Below are 18,546 nucleotides of genomic sequence, written 5' to 3'. Positions count from 1 at the left end.
ACGCAGGTTATGCCAATCCCGAGCCATTTTGAAGCGAACTACGCAAGCACCTGCCCCACCCTTCGCCCCTAGACTGACGTCACCGAATCGACAACGAAAGGGGTATGACGTGGCGAGTCTCTGGCTGTTTTTCCTGGCATTGGCCGTGGTGTTTCTGTTGCCCGGCCCGGACATGATCCTGCTGCTGCAAACCGGCGCCCGACAAGGTCGCGCAGCGGCGCTGGCCACCGTAATAGGCCTGGCGATTGCCCGCGCATGTCATGTGGCATTGGCGGCGTTGGGGCTGGCGGCGCTGTTCAAGGCTGCGCCGTGGACGTTCGAAGTGGTGCGCCTCGCCGGGGCGGCGTATCTGCTGTGGATCGGCATTCAATGCCTGCGCAGCACGCTGGTGCCGAACCTTAATAGCGGCGACGTTGCGGAGACGCGCGGCCAATGGCGCGAAGCGATCCGCCGGGGGTTGCTGACCAACCTGCTCAACCCCAAAGCGCTGCTGTTCTGCTCAGTGCTGCTGCCACAATTCATCGAGGCTAACGGCGCACCGGTGCTGAGCCAATTCGCCCTGCTCGGCATGCTGCTGGTTGGCGTCGGCCTGCTGTTCGACAGCGCCTACGCCCTGACCGGCGCCGCGCTGGGCCGTTGGCTGCAACACAGTCCAACGGCACAACGGGTTCAACAATGGCTGTTCGGCAGCCTGTTGATCGGCTTCGCGGTGCGCCTGACGTTCATCCAGCAGGCTTAGCCCTTGCGAGCCTTGCGCTGGCGACGGGTGATCAGCAGCAGCGCCGCGCCGACTGCCAGCACAATCGCGCCGATCTGCACCGGCCACTTGTACGGTCGCAGGCTGGCGCGGACGGCGTCGGTCACTTGGGTGACATAACGCTTGTCAGCATTTTCAAAGTCCGGGTACGGGCACTGATTGCCGAAATCCACCGCCCACGGCACGTAAGGGCCCTCCTTCACGTAACGCTGATAGAGGGCGCTCTGATCTTCCAGGCTGCTGTTCCAACCGGCGGCCGAACACAGCACGGCCGCGAACGCCTGACTGGTGTGCGGCAGGTTGTCGGCGGCGCGATTGGCCAGCGCGGTGGCGACAAAACGGTAGTGATAACGCTGATCGGGCTGCGCTTGGCTGGCCTTCTGGCGTTGCACTTCGGCTTCGGACACCAGCGGGCCGACGTTCAGCGCGGTGGTTTCCAGGCTGTAATTGCCGCCGAAGGTGGCGTAATCCGGGGCCATCTCGTAACCGAGGATGTCCATGCCCCACTCCCGGGCCGTCCACGCCGCGTTGTACAGCGCACTGGCACGCTTGGTCGGCCACCAGGCGGAATCGGCTTTCAGTCTTTGCTCGCCGTAGAGTCGGGCCTTGTTCTGCAGATCGGGATTGTCGAAATAACCGACGGCCTCTGCGTAATACCCTTCGCGCAGCAAACGCCGGCCCAGCAGATTGCGCAGGCTGGCGGCCACCGGCAGCGGCACGTAATTGTCACGCTGCTCTTGAGTCAGCGCCGGCGGTGCCGGCACGTTGGCGTCGACATATTGCTTGAGCTCGTCGACGGTCAGCACGCGCTCGGCAACCGTCGCGGCATCGAACCAATAGATGTTGTTGCTGCGATACAACTGCACGAACGCTTGCAGGTACTCGCCGCGTTGCAACGCCAGAATCGCGCTTTCGCCCTCGACCCGGCATTTCGGCTGGACCGTTTCCAGTGCCCAGTCCGGCGTGCGCCGATAACCCCAGTCTTCCTTCTGCGGGAAGGCCTGCGCGGCTTTCGCATAGGCGGCTGCCGCCGCATTCTTGTCACCGTCGCGCACTGCCAGTTTCGCTCGTAGCCACCAGGCCAGGCCGCCGTCACCCGCGCGTTCGAGGAAGGCTTTGGCGCTGTCGTAATCACCCTGTTGATAACTCACCGCCGCCAATCGATCGGCGTTGTCGAAGGTGCCACGGGTACTGTTTTGCAGAAGCTTGACCAGTTTTTTCTCGTTCGGCGGTTCATCGCCAAACGACCAGCCGAGGCGGCTGAGCAACGAGGCGGTGACCAGTTTCTGCACACCTTCGTGTTGCATCAGCTTGGCCAGTTCCGGCTCAGGCATTTCAGCCAATTCGTTAGCCAGTTGTTTGAGCGAGGTGTAGCCGACCATTGAGCCGTGCACGCTCTGCGCGGCATAAAGATTGATCGCATCGTCCCAGCCACCGGCCATGCGCGACGCTCGCGCCTCTTCCCCGAGGCTGGCGACACCCAGCCCCAGTGGATCACTGAAACCGTCGATGCTCAGTTGCCGGGTCTGGCGGAACGCCGAGATCGCCTGCTCCAGCGGATCGAGCATGTCGTCAGCCTCGGCACTCATGGCGAACAGCGCACGCCCCTCGGAATACGCCGCCCACGTACTACGCAGTGGGCGCTGATCCGCCGGTAGCGCCAGCAGTTGGCGGAAATAATCGACCGCCAGTTGATGCTCGCCGACACTGAAGGCCACCGCTCCCGCCACATACAGACGGATTTCCGCCGGGAGACTGCTGCCCTGCGCGTAAGCGTCGCGGGCATCGGTAAGCCCGCGCAGACGCGTGACAAGTGCTTGCTGTTCCTCGGTCAGCCCGGTGGCCTCAACCTTTGCGCGTTCCTCGGCAGGATCGGTCGGCTCGCCATAAAAGCCATTCGGGTTGTCGGCGGCAGGTGTGAGGTTTTTCAGCCCGGCGATCGCTTTGCCCAAGCGGCTGACTTCAAAATTGAAGTTGCCCTCGGGCAGATCGGCCAGGGTCTGCCCGCGATTGTCGAGCAGGCGCATCGGGAAGTCCGGGCCGCAGGCCAGCGCCGAGCCCAACGGCAGACAGAGGCTCAGGCAGAGCAGATGGCGGAGCCAGTTACGGGTCAACATGCGAACCTCCTTGATCAATAAATGCACAGCGCGCCCAACCGATGGCGCGCTGTCCGTCCGCCGGCAAGCGGCCGTCGCGAAGGCGGGTGAAGGTAAGCAGATCCGGGCTTTGTTGCAACGAATAACCGGCGAGCGCATCGGAGCCTTCACAACCCCGGGCCTGCAAAGTGATCCGTGCGGGCCAGGCGCCGTCGAGGTTGCCACGGTTGTTCAGGGTGATGTCGTAGAGGCCGTTCTGCTCACTCAACGTCAGACCGAGCTGGCTGCTTAACGCATCGCCCCGGGCAACGGCGCGCAGCGTGGTCAGGCTCCAGGCGCGGCGGTCATTGACCAGCGGCAAGCGAAACCAGATCAACCCGGCCAGATGTGCGGGCGGATCGTCCCGCAGCGCTTTGCCGAGCTGGCTCAGTTGCAGTGGATCGGCGAGCAGTTCACGGCGCTGCCCGCCACGCTCAAGCGGCACTTCACTTTCCACGACCGGCGTGCCGTCGACATCCGGCAACAGCGCCACACCGTAGGCGGGCAACGCCAGATAAAACGGTTTACTGGTGGTTTTTCCCCAACCCTCAGCCCAGCGCCGCGCCTGCTCGGCGTCGAACAAGCCGCGTCGCGGGTCGCTGACGGCATGCACTTGCAGCACGCTGCTGTCGACCGTCGCCAGCAAGTTTGGCAATTGCGCACTGTCGAGCCACGCCGGCAACGCGGTGATGCTCAGAGGCAATGATTGCGGGAGTGCCGAGCGTAGATGGGTGAGGAATTCTGCGTAGGCCGGCAGCCGCGCATTGCCGGCATCGTGGTCGATCTCCACGCCACTCAGGGTCAGGCCCTGCGCCTGCCAGTCATTGATGACCTGAAGAATCTGCGCCGTGACCTGCTGCTGATCCAGCGCCTTGAGCTGGCCGTCGAGACGAATCACCGCAATCAGCGGGCGACCATCGCCCTTGAGCAACGTCGCATCGATAAATGCCCGGCGCCATCCCGCCCCCGGAAACGCCTGCAACGCCAGCACCCGCAAGGTCGAGAAATCACTGCGGCTATCGCGCAACGCCGCCTCATGGGCCGGCGTCCACTGACGTTGCCAGATGTACAGCTGCTGATCGAGTGGCGGTGAATCGTGCCGTTCACAACCCGCGAGCAAGACCCCCAAAAACAGCGCCACAATAAACCGCATACCTTCCAGATCCCGGACACCACAAAGGTGCAAGGTTACACAAAACCCTACAGGAGCGGGCTTGCGGGCGTCGAGCGAGGTATCACCCGCGCTTGGCGGGGAGCAAAAGACTCAACATGAGGAGGCCTCAGTGGACGGGACAGGCCTGCGGGACGGGCCGAGACGTTTCACCAGTGCCACGCCGCGATTGCGCATAGGCATTTCGACGAAGCGATAATTCAGTTCGCTGAGCAGTACGATCAGGCCGAATGCGAACAGCAATGTCATTAACGGGTGTCCCGCCGGGCTCGGCAGGCCTGCGGCCTGCAAACGGAAAATCACTTCGCGCACCAGGAAATATACCGGAATGTGGATCAGATAGATGCCATAAGAACGACTGCCAACCCACGCCATCAATCGCTGCAATCGGCCAGCAGGCAAGAGATAGTTACCATCGTAAGACGCGATCCACACCAGCCCTGCACTGAGTATTGCGATGGCGCCGATGCGATAGTGGGTCGGGGAAAAACGGTCGGTGGCCAGGTAACTCATCAGCAACCCGACGGCTATCAGCGTTGTAATTCCGGCCCACGGACTCCCGAGAAACGTCGGCTGCCACCGTCGATAGCTCGGTTGCACACTCCACATCGCCAACAGCACGCCAAGGGCCAGCGCGTCCGTCCTGACGACCATCAGCAGCGGCGTACGGACCATCAAGAGTTGCACCGCAACCAGCGCCAGCAACATCCACACCAGATGCTTGCGACAAACCAGAATCAGCAGCGGAAACAGCAAGTAAAACTGCTCCTCCAGCGCCAGACTCCAGTAGACGAAACTGCTGCCGTATTCGTAATGAAGAAAAGCGTCGGCAAAACGGAAATTGGCATACTGCAATACCCCCGCGAGGGTGGCCTGCAGGTTGGCCTGTAGCGTGCCGAATGCTCCGGAGCGGTTAAAAAACATGCACATCAGCAGGACCAGCGCCAACCACAACCAGGCTGATGGCAGCAGGCGAAAGGCTCGACGCAACCAGAAGTTACGCGTTTGCGCCCAGTAGGCCTGACGGGTGCTGCAACTGCGCAACGCGGGAATCAGACTGCGGGCGATGACGAATCCGGAAATGGCAAAAAACAGATCCACTCCCCACCACGGCTGCGCCCAGGCGTGAATGGATTCGAGCAGCGGCACGGGATCGCTGAACAGGTTGCCGGACAAATGATGAAACAGCACGCCGAGCACGGCGATAGCGCGCAGCACCTCGATGTCCATGATTCGATTACTGCTCATGTGGCAGCCCGGCATCCAGTGGTTTACGCGCAATGATCACCTGACTCTTGGGCATGAACTGGTCAAGTACCTGTTTGATCGCAAGCCCGTCAGGCCGGTCAAGCATCTCTTCCCAGGTTCTGGCCCACCCGCCCATCAGATGGGGGAACGGTGCATGAATGCGATCGCGCACCGCACCGCCCGGATCTTTACCGGCAGCCTTTTCGCTGGCCCAGAAGAAAATCATGCCCATCACCCAGAAGAATCCGGTGGCTTGTCGATGTTCGATAACCAGTCCGGCATCCTCGACCATGGCAGCGAAGCGCTCCGGGGAGAAAATCTGCACATGATTGGGCGTCTGGTAATAACTTGGCGGGGCGATGCCTTTCTGCAAATGCTCGCCAACCGGCGCCGGCACACTGAGCAGGTATAACGCACCGGGACGTCCCATACGCGCCAGTTCGGCCATGAATGATTCGGGCTCGTCTACGTGCTCCAACACCTCCATGCACACCACTTTGCTCGCGCAGCCATCCGCCAACGGCAATGGCAAGGTATTACTGACCAGCCCCAGATTCGGCTTGGTGCTCCGGGCTTCGACCTGGCAGGCCAGATCGCGCACTTTGTCGTGTTCACTGTCGGTAAAGATCACCGATGCGCCCTGGCGTACCGCGAACAATGTAGCGGCGCCCTCGCCACAGCCAACGTCGAGCAGGGTGTCGTCAGCCGTTATCGCAAAGCCCTTGAGCAATTCGCCGCTGTCATTGAGAAACCAGCCATCCAGTACCGCATCACGCAAACCGACATCGCGCGGCGACCAGGTGAACAAGGGTTCTGGCTCTTGTTCTGGAGGTGCCTCAACGACCGGCTCGGGGACAGGCTCTACCGTCAACGGCGCTTGCGGCTCGGCAAAAAAACGCTGGAGCAATCGACGAATCATGCTTCGGTCGCCTCCATGGCAAATACGGCGCGCGTCTCGAACAGTTGCGCAAAGAATGCCTGCAACCGTTGCTCGGCCACGGCCTGACTGCAAAACCCTTGCAGGCTGCTCACGGCTTGCGCCGACATCTGCGCATAACGCGGTGGATGGTTTTTAGCCACCTCGTAGCTGGCGCGATAAGCCGCGCAAATCGAGGCCCAATTGACCGCGTAGCGCAGGGTCCTGTAGGCCGACCGCGGATCGTGCGGCCAGGCTGTGAACTCCTCGGTTGACTCGATCAGGAACGCGTTATCGGCGTTGAGATAATCGATCATCGCTGTCGTGCAAGGCGCCACCGCCGGTTTACCGCAAGACATGAACTCCATCAGCGGCAGGCACTGGCCCTCGCCATAGGACGTGTTGACGACGTAGCGCGTCGCCTGCACCAGACGTTCGTAATCCGCGTCGGCCAGATAGCCATAGACCAACACGATGCGGCAGCGATAAGGCTGATTTTTGTACAGGTGATGAAGGATGTCGGTGAGCGCTTCTTGTGCATCGTGGTGGGTGAGTTTGAGCACCAGCGTCGCGTCAGCGGTCTCACGGAACGTTGCGCAGAAGGCACTGATCATGTCCTCCCAGTTCTTGCGCCCGTCGCGGGGATTGAACACCGAGGTGTACACCACGCCTTCAAGCAACAACGTCTGCTCGGTGACAGGTGCGTGGAATCTGATTCCCGGGCCACTGCGCAGTTGTGCGGGGCCGAATGCATTGAGATTGATCTCGCGACTGTCGACCACCAGACCCTTGATCTTCAATCGCACTGAATCGACCGCAGGTTGACCCTGCAACTGAACGCCGCGCGCCGCGAATCGATCCCAGACCGGGGCGGGTACGGCGACAATCGGGTAATCGGTATTCATCACTTCGCGCACGGCGTTGACCGTGTAGCTGGAATGGGTAATCGCCGCACCGCAGGCATTGAGTACCGTGCGCCAGTCATTCATCGGATCACCGGCAAACGGCTCGTTGGGGATGGTGCTGAACTCCCAGGCAAATACCGGCAACGTCGGGCAGGCCAGATGCACCGGCGTGCGATGCGGTGGCGAGAACGACAGAAACACGCAAGGCTCGCCACGGGATTGGCAGTCTGCGTACAACGCATCGACTTCAGTGTTCGGGTCCACGACCTCGATCACCCGCCCGAGGCGCTCGAGCACCGGCCGATACTCCTTGAGTACGAAGTAATAGCTGTACTCCGAACGCCCCAGGTTGCGGCTGATGGTGTGCTGGTTGGTTTCCGAATGGATGATGATCAGCATGAGGCGTTATCCGTAACCGGGGCAATGTTGCTCGCCTGTGACTGTGGCCCGAAGAAATCCGCAACACGCTTTTGCAGTGCCGGCATCGCGCAGTAATCGTGCATGCGTTCGGCTGCTGCCAGCGACATGCGTTGATAATCCTGAGGCTGTGTCTTGGCCATCCGGTAGCTGTTTTCGTAGGCCTGTTTCAATGACCCCCAATCTGGTCGATAACGCTGTGCGCGAAAGAGCATTCGCGGGTCATGTGGCCAAGTGCACACCTCTACGCTGGAGCCGACCACGAACGCCACGGACTCGTCGATGTAGTCTTGCATCGCCGTATGATCGGGAGCGATCACCGGTTTGCCGCACGCCATGAACTCCATCAGTGGCAGGCACAGCCCTTCACAATGCGAGGCGTTGACGTAAAAACTCGCAGCCTGATAAAGCCGCGCATATTCAGCATCATCCAGATAGCCCTGAATCATCACGACCCGGCAGGAAAAAGGTGCCAGTTGCGCCAGTGGTGTCATCAAGTGTGCATAGACGGCTGCCAGATCGCTCTGGGTGAATTTCATCACCAGCGTGGCGTCTGGCGTGTCACGAAACGCCGCGCAAAAAGCGCTCAGGATCTGTAGCCAGTTCTTGCGCCCGTCTGAGGGGCGGAACACCGACACGTAGACCACACCGTCGACGCGGGTTTCGACCTGCAACGATGTGTCCGGTAAATCTCGTGGTGGCGGTTGAACGGTCACAGGTAAAGGGATAGGGCCGGCGATATTCGGCAGGCGTTCACCCAGCCATTCATGCACGGTGTCCGAGAGCAGATCGCGAACCCCTTCCCAGTACCAGTTCTGCAGAAGTCTGACCCGAGGCACCGGCGGCGTCTGCTCGTGGCCCAGATTCAGTACCCACAGGCGCAGGAAATGCCGGGCAATCACAAAGCGCCGCTTCAAGGTCAGCGGCGGCGGTCGCGAGGCTTCCAGTTGAGCAACGAACTCGGCCTGCTCCTCCGGGGTGAGCGGCTCCGGTAGCAGGTTATCCGGGTGCAGGTTCATCAGGCGGGAATCAAAGATGCAACCTTTGACCGTCAACGTTGCACCTGCATTGACCGGCGCGCTGACAGGTTGCTCGCGAATCGCTGTAAAGCGTTCCCACAACGGCGCTGGTAATACCAATACCGGGAAGTCCTCTCCCATGGAGCGACGAATCGCTTTGGCCGCGTGGCTGGACAGCGTTATCACTCGCCCGTGCCTGGCCAACATGCGCGTCCAGTCTTGACGCGGATCGTTGCCCCACTGTTCGTCGGGGATCGAGTCGTACTCCCACGCGACAACGCAAACTGTCGGGCATTCAAGATCGATCGGGGTCTTCTGCGGCCGCGTGAACGAGAGGAAGACACTCTCCTGGCCTGCGGCGAGTAACTGTCGGTAGGCCGGGTCAACGCCTGCAACCGAATCCACCACGTGGACTCGCCCGAGCGTTTCGAGCAGCGGGCGATAGGCTTTCAGGACAAAGTAATAACTGGAATCGGGATGCCCCAGATTCTGACTGATGGAACTGTCGTTGATGTCCGAGTAAAGAATGAAATTCATGGCATTCCACGATGAAACTGCCATCCCGGCAGCCTCACACTATGACGGCCAAGCGTCGAACCGGATGGATATCCGTCCTTCGTCTTCGGTCTCGTCTTGTTCTTGTTTTAGTGGTCAGTTTCACCTTTTTGCACGACGATCCCGACAAACCCGGCTAATCGTGACAAGGCGCATTCTAAACACATCGACAGAGTGTTCGTGAACCGCCCAGCGAGAAAAATCGGACTACGCTGACGAGAACTGACCGGTCACGGTATGGCCTGTTGAAATTACTGCGCAATTGGCACAGATTGATACAAACAACTACAACAATGACTTCGCCTGTTCTCGTGTCGGATTTTTCTACTGATCTGACAGACTTCCCCTTAAAGCCTGTGGGAAAGTGGCGCAAGTTCAAGACCAAGGGGTCGCTGTTTGAAAAAGCGTCTGTTCATCACGGGTCTCAGTGGCTTCGTGGGACAACATATACAGTCACGTCTGGCCTTGCCCGATTCGTCGTGGGAGCTGTTGCCTGCCGCATCGCCCTTCGACCTCACGGATGCCGGCAGCCTCAGCGACCTGTGGCCGCAGATGCCCGACGCGGTAGTCCATCTGGCCGGGCAAACCTTCGTCCCCGAAGCCTTCCGTGATCCGGCCCGCACCCTCGACATCAATGTTTTCGGCACCCTCAACCTGTTGCAAGCCCTCAAGGCGCGTGGCTTTACCGGCACATTCCTGTACGTCAGCTCCGGCGACGTCTACGGCCAGGTCGGCGAAAGCGCTCTACCGATCACCGAACAACAACCGCCCTGCCCGCGCAACCCTTACGCGGTGAGCAAACTCTCGGCGGAATTCCTCAGTCTGCAATGGGGCCTGAGCGAACACTGGCCGGTACTGGTGGCGCGCCCGTTCAATCACATCGGCACCGGGCAGAGCGACAGCTTCGTCATCGCCAGCGCCGCGCGCCAGATCAACCGCATCAGACAAGGCCTGCAAGCGCCGCAACTGGAAGTCGGCGACATCGACGTGACGCGTGATTTCCTCGATGTCGGCGACGTCATATCGGCCTATTTCGCCCTGCTTGAAAAAGGCCAGCCGGGCCAGGTCTACAACATCTGTTCGGGGCGCGAGCAAAGCATCCGCAGCCTCATCGAACAGCTGGCGGATCTGGCCGAAGTCCAGATGCAACTGGTTCAGGATCCGGCGCGCATGCGTCGCGCCGATCAGCGCCGCGTCTGCGGCAGCCACGCAAGACTGGCCAACACCACAGGATGGTCGCCAGCCATCACTACACAACAATCCCTGCGGACGATCCTGTCCGACTGGGAGATTCGAGTACGACAAGAATGACAAAAAGTGCACTGATCACAGGGATCACTGGCCAGGACGGCGCGTATCTGGCCAGACTGCTGCTCGACAAGGGTTACAAGGTTTATGGCTTCGTCGCCCGGCGCAGCAGCGATTCGCGCTGGCGCCTGCGCGAAATGGGCGTCGAGGCCGACATCGTCTATCTGGACGGTGACATGGCCGATGCTTGCTCGGTGCAGCGCGCGGTCATTCAATCGGCTCCGGACGAAATCTATAACCTCGCCGCGCAAAGCTTCGTCGCCGCCTCGTGGAATCAACCGGTAACCACCGGCATCGTCGATGGCCTGGGCGTTACCCACTTGCTGGAAGCGATCCGCCAGTTCAGCCCGCACACCCGCTTCTATCAGGCCTCGACCAGCGAAATGTTCGGTCTGATCCAGGCCGAGCAGCAGGACGAGAACACCCCGTTCTATCCACGCAGTCCTTACGGCGTGGCCAAGCTGTACGGCCACTGGATCACCGTCAACTACCGCGAAAGCTTCAACCTGCACGCCAGCAGCGGCATTCTGTTCAACCATGAATCACCGCTGCGCGGCATCGAATTCGTTACCCGCAAGGTCACTGACGCCGCCGCCCGCATCAAGCAGGGCAAGCAGCAGGAACTGGCCTTGGGCAACATCGACGCCAAACGCGACTGGGGTTTTGCCGGCGACTACGTCGAAGCCATGTGGCTGATGCTGCAACAGGGCACGCCTGACGATTTTGTGGTCGCCACTGGCGTTACCACCACGGTGCGTGAAATGTGCCGCATCGCCTTCGATCACGTCGGCCTGAACTACCGCGACTACGTGAAGATCGACCCGGCGTTTTTCCGCCCGGCCGAAGTCGAAGTGTTGCTCGGCAATCCGGCCAAGGCGCAGCGTGTGCTGGGCTGGAAGCCGAAAACCGACCTGGATACCTTGATCCGCATGATGATGGATGCGGACATGAAACGCGTCGCCAAGGAGTAGGCCATGCTGATCCCCGTGATTCTGTCCGGCGGTGCCGGCACCCGTTTGTGGCCGGTGTCCCGCGAGGGCCATCCCAAGCCGTTCATGACCCTGCCCGACGGCCAGTCGCTGCTGGGCAAGACCTACCAGCGCGCGGCGGCATTGCTCGACGGCTGGGGTGACATTGTCACGGTGACCAACCGCGAGTACTACTTCCAGAGCAAGGATCACTATTGCGCCGCCCACGTGTCACGCCATCGCGGGCACTTCCTCCTGGAGCCGACCGGGCGCAATACCGCCCCGGCGATTGCCGCTGCAGCCCTGTCGCTGCAAGCGCTGCACGGAGACGAGGCGATCATGGTGGTGATGCCGGCCGACCATTTGATCGTCAATCAGGACGCACTCAAGACGGCCGTCGAGCACGCGGTGAATCTGGCGAAGGACGGTTATCTGGTGACCTTCGGCGTATTGCCGACCGCGCCGGAAACCGGCTTTGGTTACATCGAAACCGGTGCGCCACTGGACGCCAGAGGCGCGGCCAAAGTGCAGCGCTTCGTGGAAAAACCCGACCTGCAGACCGCCACGCATTACCTGGAGAGCGGCAACTTCCTGTGGAACTCGGGCATGTTCTGCTTTACCACTGCGACCGTCATTGCCGAACTGCAATTGCACGCGCCAGAACTGCTGGAGCAGACCCGCGCCTGCATGGCCGCCAGCGCCCCGGTGGAGACCGTCGGCTGCCTGCAACAGGAACTGTCGCCTGCGCTGTTCGCTGAAATCACCGACATTTCCATCGACTACGCGTTGATGGAGCGCTCGGAAAAAGTTGTGGTGGTGCCCGCCGGTTTCGACTGGAGCGACATCGGTTCGTGGGGCGCGGTGGCCGCACTGGTACCGGCCGATGCCGACAACAACCGCGCCAGCGGCGAAGCGATTTTCATCGACAGCCACAATAACTTTGTCCAGAGCGAAGGCCGGCTGGTGGCCACCGTGGGTGTGGATAACCTGATCATCGTCGACACCGCCGACGCCGTGCTCGTGGCCCATGCCGACCGCGCTCAGGATGTGCGGCGCGTCGCCAAGCAGCTCAAGGACAAATCCCACGAAGCCTATCGCCTGCACCGCACCGTCAGCCGGCCCTGGGGCACCTACACCGTTCTTGAAGAAGGCCCGCGCTTCAAGATCAAGCGCATCGTGGTCAAACCCGGCGGCAAGCTGTCCCTGCAAATGCACCATCACCGCAACGAACACTGGGTGGTGGTCGAAGGCATGGCCAAGGTCACCAACAATGGCTCCGGTACGACGCTGGTGGCCAAGAACGAATCGACCTTCATTGCCGCCGGCCACAGGCATCGCCTGGAAAACCCCGGTGTGATCGATCTGGTGATCATCGAAGTGCAAAGCGGCGAATACCTGGGAGAGGACGACATCGTCCGCTTCGAAGACCAGTACGGCAGGACGGTTTGAATGCTGCTTTCCCTGTACCGCTCGCTGCACACCTACCGAGGCTTCATCCTCGGCAGTGTGCAACGAGAGTTTCAATCGCGTTACCGCAATTCGCTGTTCGGCGCGCTGTGGCCAATCTTCAATCCGCTGTCGATGATCATCGTTTACACGGTGATCTTCTCGCACATCATGCGTGCCCGCTTACCGGGTGTGGATGACGGCATGGCCTACAGCATTTACCTGTGCGCCGGTCTGCTGGCGTGGGGGCTGTTTTCGGAGATCACCCTGCGCAGTCAGACCATGTTCCTGGACAACGCCAACCTGCTGAAGAAAATCAGTTTCCCGAGGTTCTGCTTGCCGGTGATCGTGCTACTCAATGCCGGGATAAATTTCGCCATCATCATCGCCTTGTTTCTCGGTTTTCTACTCATCACCGGACGCTGGCCGGGCATGGCTTTGCTGGCGCTGGTGCCACTGGTTGCCCTGCAAATGATGCTCTGCGCGGGACTCGGCATGGTCCTCGGGGTACTCAATGTATTTTTCCGTGATGTCGGGCAACTCTTCGCTATCTGTCTGCAATTCTGGTTCTGGCTGACACCGATCGTTTACCCCATCACCATATTGCCGGAGTGGCTGCAGCGGTTGCTGCAATACAACCCACTGACCAACCTGATCGGTAGTTACCAGAATCTGTTCCTGTACGGTCAATGGCCGCTCTGGAGTTCGCTGCTGCCGACTTTCGTGATTGGCGCAGTGCTCTGCACCATCGGCCTGCGCCTGTTCCGCCAACGGGTCGGTGAAATGGTGGATGAACTCTGATGGGACATATCCGCGTTACAGGGCTAGGCAAAGCCTATAAACAATACCCCAGCCGCTGGAGTCGCCTGGCCGAATGGCTGATTCCCTTTTCACCGCTGCGCCATCACCAACATTGGGTGTTGCAGGACCTCACGTTCGAGATCCCTGCCGGCGAAGCCGTGGGCATCGTCGGGGTCAATGGCGCGGGCAAAAGTACTCTGCTGAAAATGATTACCGGCACCAGCCGGCAGACTTGCGGCACCATTGAGCTTTCGGGTCGGGTCGCCGCGCTGCTGGAACTGGGCATGGGATTTCACCCGGACTTCACCGGTCGGCAAAACGCCGTGATGGCGGGGCAACTCCTCGGTATGCAACTTGAGGAAATCAACGCATTGATGCCCCAGATCGAGAGCTTCGCAGAAATCGGTGAGGCCATTGATCATCCGGTGCGCACCTACTCCAGCGGCATGCAGATGCGTCTCGCCTTCAGCGTCGCCACCGCACGCCGCCCCGATATTCTAATTGTCGACGAAGCACTCTCAGTGGGTGACGCCTACTTCCAGCATAAGAGCTTCGAGCGCATCCGTAGCTTCCGCAAGGCCGGCACCACCCTGCTGATCGTGTCTCACGACCGCTCGGCGATTCAATCGATCTGCGATTCGGCGATCCTGCTCGATGGCGGCCACATGGCCATGCACGACAAGCCCGAAGCGGTGATGGATTACTACAACGCCTTGCTTGCCGAACGCGAAGGCCAGACCGTGCGCCAGGAAACGCTCAGTGGCGGCCAGGTACAAACCGTTTCGGGTACCGGTGAAGCCGGCATCCTGCGCGTACGTCTGCTGGACGAACACGAACGCTCCATCGAAGCCGCCGAAGTCGGCCAGCCCGTGGTACTGGAAGTGGAGGTCGAGGTTCGTCAACACATCGAACGGCTGGTACTGGGCTTCATGATCAAGGACCGCCTTGGTCAGCCCATGTACGGCATCAACACTCATCGCCAGAACCAGGCACTGGAAAACCTGCGGTCCGGCGAGCGCATTACTTATCGCTTCGCGTTTGTCATGGGCTTGGGTAAAGGCAACTACTCCGTGGCCTTGAGCCTGTCGAGACTGGACTCGCACCTGGATCGAAATTTCGAGTGGCGTGATTTCGGCCTGGTGTTTCATGTCATCAACAATCGACGCGAGGATTTCGTCGGTTGCTCATGGCTCAACGCTCAGACCACCATCAGTCGTGACACCGAAGGCAGGCTTATCGAGTCCACGCCATGACGCGCTTGCTGGTGGAATGCACCCATGTGTTCAAGCACCCGGCGGTTAACTCGGGTATTCAGCGCGTGGTGCGCAACGTCATCAACCAACTGCCGCCGAGTGTCGACGGCGTTGAATGTTTGCCGGTCATTTTGCTCAACGGCCAACTCTACCGGGTGACACGTCTGGCACCGCTGGACACCCCGTTTTTCAACGCACTGGCGACCTTAGGCGAAAGGCTGCAGCGCCTCGCCCATCGGTTCTGGCAATGGCATCAACGAATCGACGCCGACCGCACCTCGAAACCGGCACGACGGCTCTTGTATGCTGGCTATCGTCTGACGTCATTCGCGGCGTTCGGCCTGCCACTGCGCCTGCTCAATCAGATCAACCGCACGCAAGTGCTTAAACGTTGTTCACCGCTGCAACACCAGCCGGGGGATCAACTTGTACTGCTGGATTCATCCTGGCACTCAGACCTTTTCGCCCACGTCGAACGGCTCAAACTCGACGGCGTTGGCCTGATTGCAGTGATTTACGACCTGATCCCGCTGACTCACCCCCAGTTTTACGACACGCGTCTGGTCGAGGTTTTCAGCGAGTGGTTCGACTGGATCACACGGACGGCCGATGGCTACATGGCGATTTCCGCCACGGTGCGTGATCAGGTGCGTGAAGAACTGCAGCAACGCCTCGGCATTGAGCAGGCCGACAAGCGTTGGTTCGACTTTTTTCACCTGGGCAGTGAACTCGATCTGCACTGCACCGACGCGACAGTCGAACCGCGCCTCAAGGCTTTGTTCAGCACTCCTGAACCGGTGTTCCTGATGGTCAGCACCATCGAGCCGCGCAAGAACCACGCGTACCTGCTCGACGCCTTCGAGCGCGCCTGGGCCGCCGGTTCAAACGCACGGCTATGCATCGCCGGACGGGTCGGCTGGAAATGCGACAGCCTGCTCGCCCGTGTGCGCAGTCATGCAGAACTGAATCAGCGCCTGTTCATGTTCAACGACCTCAACGACACCAGCCTGGAACACGCCTATTCCCACGCCAGTGCGTTGGTCTTCCCATCGTTTGTCGAAGGTTTTGGCCTGCCGCTGGTCGAAGCCATGCAGCGTGGCTTGCCAGCGATGGGCAGCGATATCGCGGTGTTCCGCGAAATCGGCGGCCAATTCATGGCGTACTTCGATCTGCAGGATCCGCAAAGCCTGGCCGATCTGGTCACCAACTTTGAGCGTAGCGGCCAGTTCCCCGCCACCCGCGATGTCGCCGACTGGCAGTGGATCGGCTGGCGGCAAGCCAGTCTGCAACTGGCCGAACGCAGTGTACGCAATGTCCTGGAAGCGCCGGTGGCGCCAGCGAGGCAGCATGCGCATTGCCCTTAACGCACGGATTCTGCAGGCGCCACGCACCGGCATCGGCCACTACGTCGCCGAACTGGTCAATGCCCTGCGCAACGAGACCGATGTCGAGGTCACGCTGTTTCACGGCTGGGGCTGGAGTTCGGCCTTGCCGGAAGCGGCCATGCCCGGTTACTCGCGATTGACGCCGTTGTTGCGGCAGATTCCCGGGGCTTATCAGGCACGGCGCTGGCTGGAGCAGAAGCGTTTCGATCAGGGCCGCGCACAAGGCATCGATCTGTACCACGAGCCGAGCCTGTGGCCGCTGGCCTTCGACGGCCCGACCGTGATCACCCTGCACGACCTGACCCACCTGCATTTCCCCGAGACACAGCCGTTGGCACGACTGAAGGAAATCGAGCGTCGGCTGGCGATCGGCGTACAGCAGGCGCGGCTGATCCTGACGGACTCGCAGGCGATTGCCGACGAAGCCCAAGCATATTTCGGCTTACCCGCAGAGCGCTTTGTCGTGGCGCCGCTGGGTGTCGCCGCGCGTTTCCATCCACGCGAAGCCAATGTGATCAGCGCGGTGCTCAAGGCGCATGCCGTCACGGCGCGCGAATATTTCCTGTGTGTTGGCACGCTGGAGCCGCGCAAGAACCTCAGTCTGGCCTTGCGCGCCCACGCCCTGCTGCCGGAGGGCGTGCGCGAGCGCTTCCCCCTGCTGATTGTTGGCATGGCCGGCTGGCAGCGTGAGCAGTTCAGCGACGAACTGCGTCAGGCACTGGCCAGCGGGCATGTGTGCCTGCTCGGTTATCTGCCCGACGAACAAGTGGCGCAATTGCTGGCCGGCGCCCGCGCGCTGATTTTTCCTTCGCTGTACGAGGGCTTCGGCCTACCCGTGCTGGAGGCGATGGCCTGCGGCACGCCGGTAGTGCTCACCCGCTCTTCGGCCATGCCGGAAGTCGCGGGCGCCGCTGGCAACTATATTGAAGCTGACGATGCAGACGGCTTGCGCGAGATGATGAGCCGTTTGATCGACGATCAAGCACATTGGCAGGTATGCCGAGAAGCCGGGTTGCAGCAGGCACAGCTTTTTTCCTGGCAGCGTTGCGCACGGGCCACGGCCGGAGCCTACCGCCAGGCCATGGGAGGTTGAATGCGAGTTCTTCATTTTTTCAAGACGTACCTGCCTGACTCCGTCGGCGGCATCGAACAAGTGATCTTCCAACTGTGCGAAAGCGGCGCCCAGCACGGCATCGACGGCCAGGTGCTGACCCTCAGCGCCGACCCGAATCCGCCCGTCGTGCACTTGGGTCAACACGAAGTGCATCGGGCCAGACTCGATATCCAGTTCGCCTCCACCGGATTCTCCTGGAGCGTGTTCAAACAGTTTCGCGAGATGGCTGCCGAGGCCGACGTGGTCAATTACCACTTCCCGTGGCCGTTCATGGATCTGGTGCATTTCGCCAGTGCGATGAAGAAGCCGAGCGTGGTCACCTATCACTCCGACATCATCCGCCAGAAACACCTGCTGAAACTCTACCGGCCACTGATGAACCGCTTCCTCGCCAGCGCTGACCGCATTGTCGCGGCCTCGCCGAACTACCTGCACACCAGCGATGTGTTGCAGCAATTTCAGGACAAGACCCGGGTGATTCCGTATGGCTTGAACAAGGCCGGTTATCCACAGGCGGACAGTGAGCGGATGAACCATTGGCGGCAAAAGCTTGGGGATAAGTTTTTCCTCTTTGTCGGGGTCATGCGCTATTACAAAGGCCTGCACATTCTGCTCGACGCCATGAAAGACGTGGACTACCCGGTGGTGATCGTCGGCGCCGGCCCGCTGGAGCAGGAACTGCACGCCCAAGCGGCAGCGCTGGGCCTGCGCAACATTCATTTCCTCGGACGTCTGGGTGATGAGGACAAGGTCGCGCTGCTGCAATTGAGCTACGCGATAGTCTTCCCGTCGCACCTGCGCTCCGAAGCCTTCGGTATCTCTCTGCTGGAAGGTGCGATGTATGGCAAACCGATGATCTCCAGCGAAATCGGCACCGGCACCAGCTACATCAATATCCACAACGAGACGGGCCTCGTGGTGCCGCCGAGTCATCCACAGGCATTTCGCGAGGCGATGCGCACGCTGTGGGATGATCCGATGCGTGCGGCGGCGATGGGGGTGAAAGCGGAAGCGCGGTATCGGCAGTTATTCACAGCCGACGAAATGGGCCGCAAGTGGACAGAGCTGTATCAGGAATTGCTCGAAGAAAAATCCCTGTCCTACGCCTGATTTCAGCCTGAAACACATTCCCCATTGTGGGAGCGGGC

At 60.6% G+C, this 18,546-nt stretch carries 15 protein-coding genes; 9 read left to right on the top strand and 6 right to left on the bottom strand.

Annotated elements, in window-relative coordinates:
* Window positions 1-109 precede the first annotated feature (109 nt).
* The gene (locus ATI02_RS15740) at window positions 110-739 is read left to right on the top strand and encodes a LysE family translocator (protein ID WP_095188696.1); all 630 of its coding nucleotides are present in this window, start codon (window positions 110-112) and stop codon (window positions 737-739) included.
* Here the strand turns inward: ATI02_RS15740 and ATI02_RS15735 are convergent.
* From ATI02_RS15735 to ATI02_RS15710, 6 genes are all read right to left on the bottom strand, one after another.
* Complete coding sequence (locus ATI02_RS15735; protein WP_100846743.1) at window positions 736-2,874, bottom strand: hypothetical protein; 2,139 nt, start codon at window positions 2,872-2,874, stop codon at window positions 736-738. The genes ATI02_RS15740 and ATI02_RS15735 overlap by 4 nt on opposite strands.
* On the bottom strand, window positions 2,861-4,045 hold the full coding sequence (locus ATI02_RS15730) for a DUF3142 domain-containing protein (RefSeq protein WP_100846742.1): 1,185 nt from the start codon (window positions 4,043-4,045) through the stop codon (window positions 2,861-2,863). The genes ATI02_RS15735 and ATI02_RS15730 overlap by 14 nt, the downstream gene beginning before the upstream one ends.
* A gap of 111 nt (window positions 4,046-4,156) precedes the next feature.
* Window positions 4,157-5,311, bottom strand: coding sequence for an acyltransferase family protein (locus tag ATI02_RS15725; protein WP_100846741.1), 1,155 nt, complete (start codon window positions 5,309-5,311; stop codon window positions 4,157-4,159).
* Window positions 5,301-6,230 carry a class I SAM-dependent methyltransferase gene (locus ATI02_RS15720; protein ID WP_100846740.1) on the bottom strand — a complete coding sequence of 310 codons (930 nt, stop codon included), beginning with the start codon at window positions 6,228-6,230 and terminating at the stop codon, window positions 5,301-5,303. Before ATI02_RS15720 ends, ATI02_RS15725 begins: the two co-directional genes overlap by 11 nt.
* A complete protein-coding gene (locus ATI02_RS15715; RefSeq protein WP_100846739.1) occupies window positions 6,227-7,531 on the bottom strand; it encodes a glycosyltransferase in 1,305 nt (434 codons plus the stop codon). The genes ATI02_RS15720 and ATI02_RS15715 overlap by 4 nt, the downstream gene beginning before the upstream one ends.
* Window positions 7,525-9,105: a glycosyltransferase family 4 protein gene (locus ATI02_RS15710; RefSeq protein WP_238156318.1), complete on the bottom strand. Its 1,581-nt coding sequence runs from the start codon at window positions 9,103-9,105 to the stop codon at window positions 7,525-7,527. Before ATI02_RS15710 ends, ATI02_RS15715 begins: the two co-directional genes overlap by 7 nt.
* A 414-nt stretch (window positions 9,106-9,519) precedes the next feature.
* Between ATI02_RS15710 and ATI02_RS15705 the strand changes: the two genes are divergently transcribed.
* Genes ATI02_RS15705 through ATI02_RS15670 form a run of 8 tightly spaced genes read left to right on the top strand, consistent with a single transcriptional unit; the run spans window position 9,520 to window position 18,508 of the window.
* On the top strand, window positions 9,520-10,434 hold the full coding sequence (locus tag ATI02_RS15705; protein WP_100846737.1) for a GDP-mannose 4,6-dehydratase: 915 nt from the start codon (window positions 9,520-9,522) through the stop codon (window positions 10,432-10,434).
* Window positions 10,431-11,402, top strand: a complete 972-nt coding sequence (locus tag ATI02_RS15700; protein WP_100846736.1) for a GDP-mannose 4,6-dehydratase — start codon at window positions 10,431-10,433, stop codon at window positions 11,400-11,402. Before ATI02_RS15705 ends, ATI02_RS15700 begins: the two co-directional genes overlap by 4 nt.
* A gap of 3 nt (window positions 11,403-11,405) precedes the next feature.
* Window positions 11,406-12,848, top strand: a complete 1,443-nt coding sequence (locus tag ATI02_RS15695; protein ID WP_100846735.1) for a mannose-1-phosphate guanylyltransferase/mannose-6-phosphate isomerase — start codon at window positions 11,406-11,408, stop codon at window positions 12,846-12,848.
* Entirely contained in the window at window positions 12,849-13,646 is a 798-nt protein-coding gene (locus ATI02_RS15690) for an ABC transporter permease (protein WP_100846734.1), read from the top strand.
* Window positions 13,646-14,899: an ABC transporter ATP-binding protein gene (locus ATI02_RS15685; RefSeq protein WP_100846733.1), complete on the top strand. Its 1,254-nt coding sequence runs from the start codon at window positions 13,646-13,648 to the stop codon at window positions 14,897-14,899. The genes ATI02_RS15690 and ATI02_RS15685 overlap by 1 nt, the downstream gene beginning before the upstream one ends.
* The gene (locus ATI02_RS15680) at window positions 14,896-16,263 is read left to right on the top strand and encodes a glycosyltransferase family 4 protein (RefSeq protein ID WP_100846732.1); all 1,368 of its coding nucleotides are present in this window, start codon (window positions 14,896-14,898) and stop codon (window positions 16,261-16,263) included. Before ATI02_RS15685 ends, ATI02_RS15680 begins: the two co-directional genes overlap by 4 nt.
* The gene (locus ATI02_RS15675; RefSeq protein WP_100846731.1) at window positions 16,247-17,377 is read left to right on the top strand and encodes a glycosyltransferase family 4 protein; all 1,131 of its coding nucleotides are present in this window, start codon (window positions 16,247-16,249) and stop codon (window positions 17,375-17,377) included. Before ATI02_RS15680 ends, ATI02_RS15675 begins: the two co-directional genes overlap by 17 nt.
* Entirely contained in the window at window positions 17,378-18,508 is a 1,131-nt protein-coding gene (locus ATI02_RS15670; protein ID WP_100846730.1) for a glycosyltransferase family 4 protein, read from the top strand.
* The last annotated feature ends 38 nt before the right edge of the window (window positions 18,509-18,546 follow it).

Origin of the sequence: Pseudomonas baetica (assembly GCF_002813455.1) — a bacterium.
GTDB lineage: Bacteria > Pseudomonadota > Gammaproteobacteria > Pseudomonadales > Pseudomonadaceae > Aquipseudomonas > Aquipseudomonas baetica.
The sequence above is the reverse complement of the archived record's forward strand: the minus strand, read 5'-3'. Positions and strand labels throughout refer to the sequence as shown.

Bases quoted from the DNA above. Each gene is read 5' to 3' on its own strand.
- ATI02_RS15690 (WP_100846734.1), top strand. From the start codon at position 12,849: ATGCTGCTTTCCCTGTACCGCTCGCTGCACACCTACCGAGGCTTCATC.
- ATI02_RS15735 (WP_100846743.1), bottom strand. From the start codon at position 2,874: ATGTTGACCCGTAACTGGCTCCGCCATCTGCTCTGCCTGAGCCTCTGT.
- ATI02_RS15700 (WP_100846736.1), top strand. From the start codon at position 10,431: ATGACAAAAAGTGCACTGATCACAGGGATCACTGGCCAGGACGGCGCG.
- ATI02_RS15715 (WP_100846739.1), bottom strand. From the start codon at position 7,531: ATGCTGATCATCATCCATTCGGAAACCAACCAGCACACCATCAGCCGC.
- ATI02_RS15675 (WP_100846731.1), top strand. From the start codon at position 16,247: ATGCGCATTGCCCTTAACGCACGGATTCTGCAGGCGCCACGCACCGGC.
- ATI02_RS15670 (WP_100846730.1), top strand. From the start codon at position 17,378: ATGCGAGTTCTTCATTTTTTCAAGACGTACCTGCCTGACTCCGTCGGC.
- ATI02_RS15730 (WP_100846742.1), bottom strand. From the start codon at position 4,045: ATGCGGTTTATTGTGGCGCTGTTTTTGGGGGTCTTGCTCGCGGGTTGT.
- ATI02_RS15680 (WP_100846732.1), top strand. From the start codon at position 14,896: ATGACGCGCTTGCTGGTGGAATGCACCCATGTGTTCAAGCACCCGGCG.
- ATI02_RS15710 (WP_238156318.1), bottom strand. From the start codon at position 9,105: ATGAATTTCATTCTTTACTCGGACATCAACGACAGTTCCATCAGTCAG.
- ATI02_RS15725 (WP_100846741.1), bottom strand. From the start codon at position 5,311: ATGAGCAGTAATCGAATCATGGACATCGAGGTGCTGCGCGCTATCGCC.
- ATI02_RS15720 (WP_100846740.1), bottom strand. From the start codon at position 6,230: ATGATTCGTCGATTGCTCCAGCGTTTTTTTGCCGAGCCGCAAGCGCCG.
- ATI02_RS15685 (WP_100846733.1), top strand. From the start codon at position 13,646: ATGGGACATATCCGCGTTACAGGGCTAGGCAAAGCCTATAAACAATAC.
- ATI02_RS15695 (WP_100846735.1), top strand. From the start codon at position 11,406: ATGCTGATCCCCGTGATTCTGTCCGGCGGTGCCGGCACCCGTTTGTGG.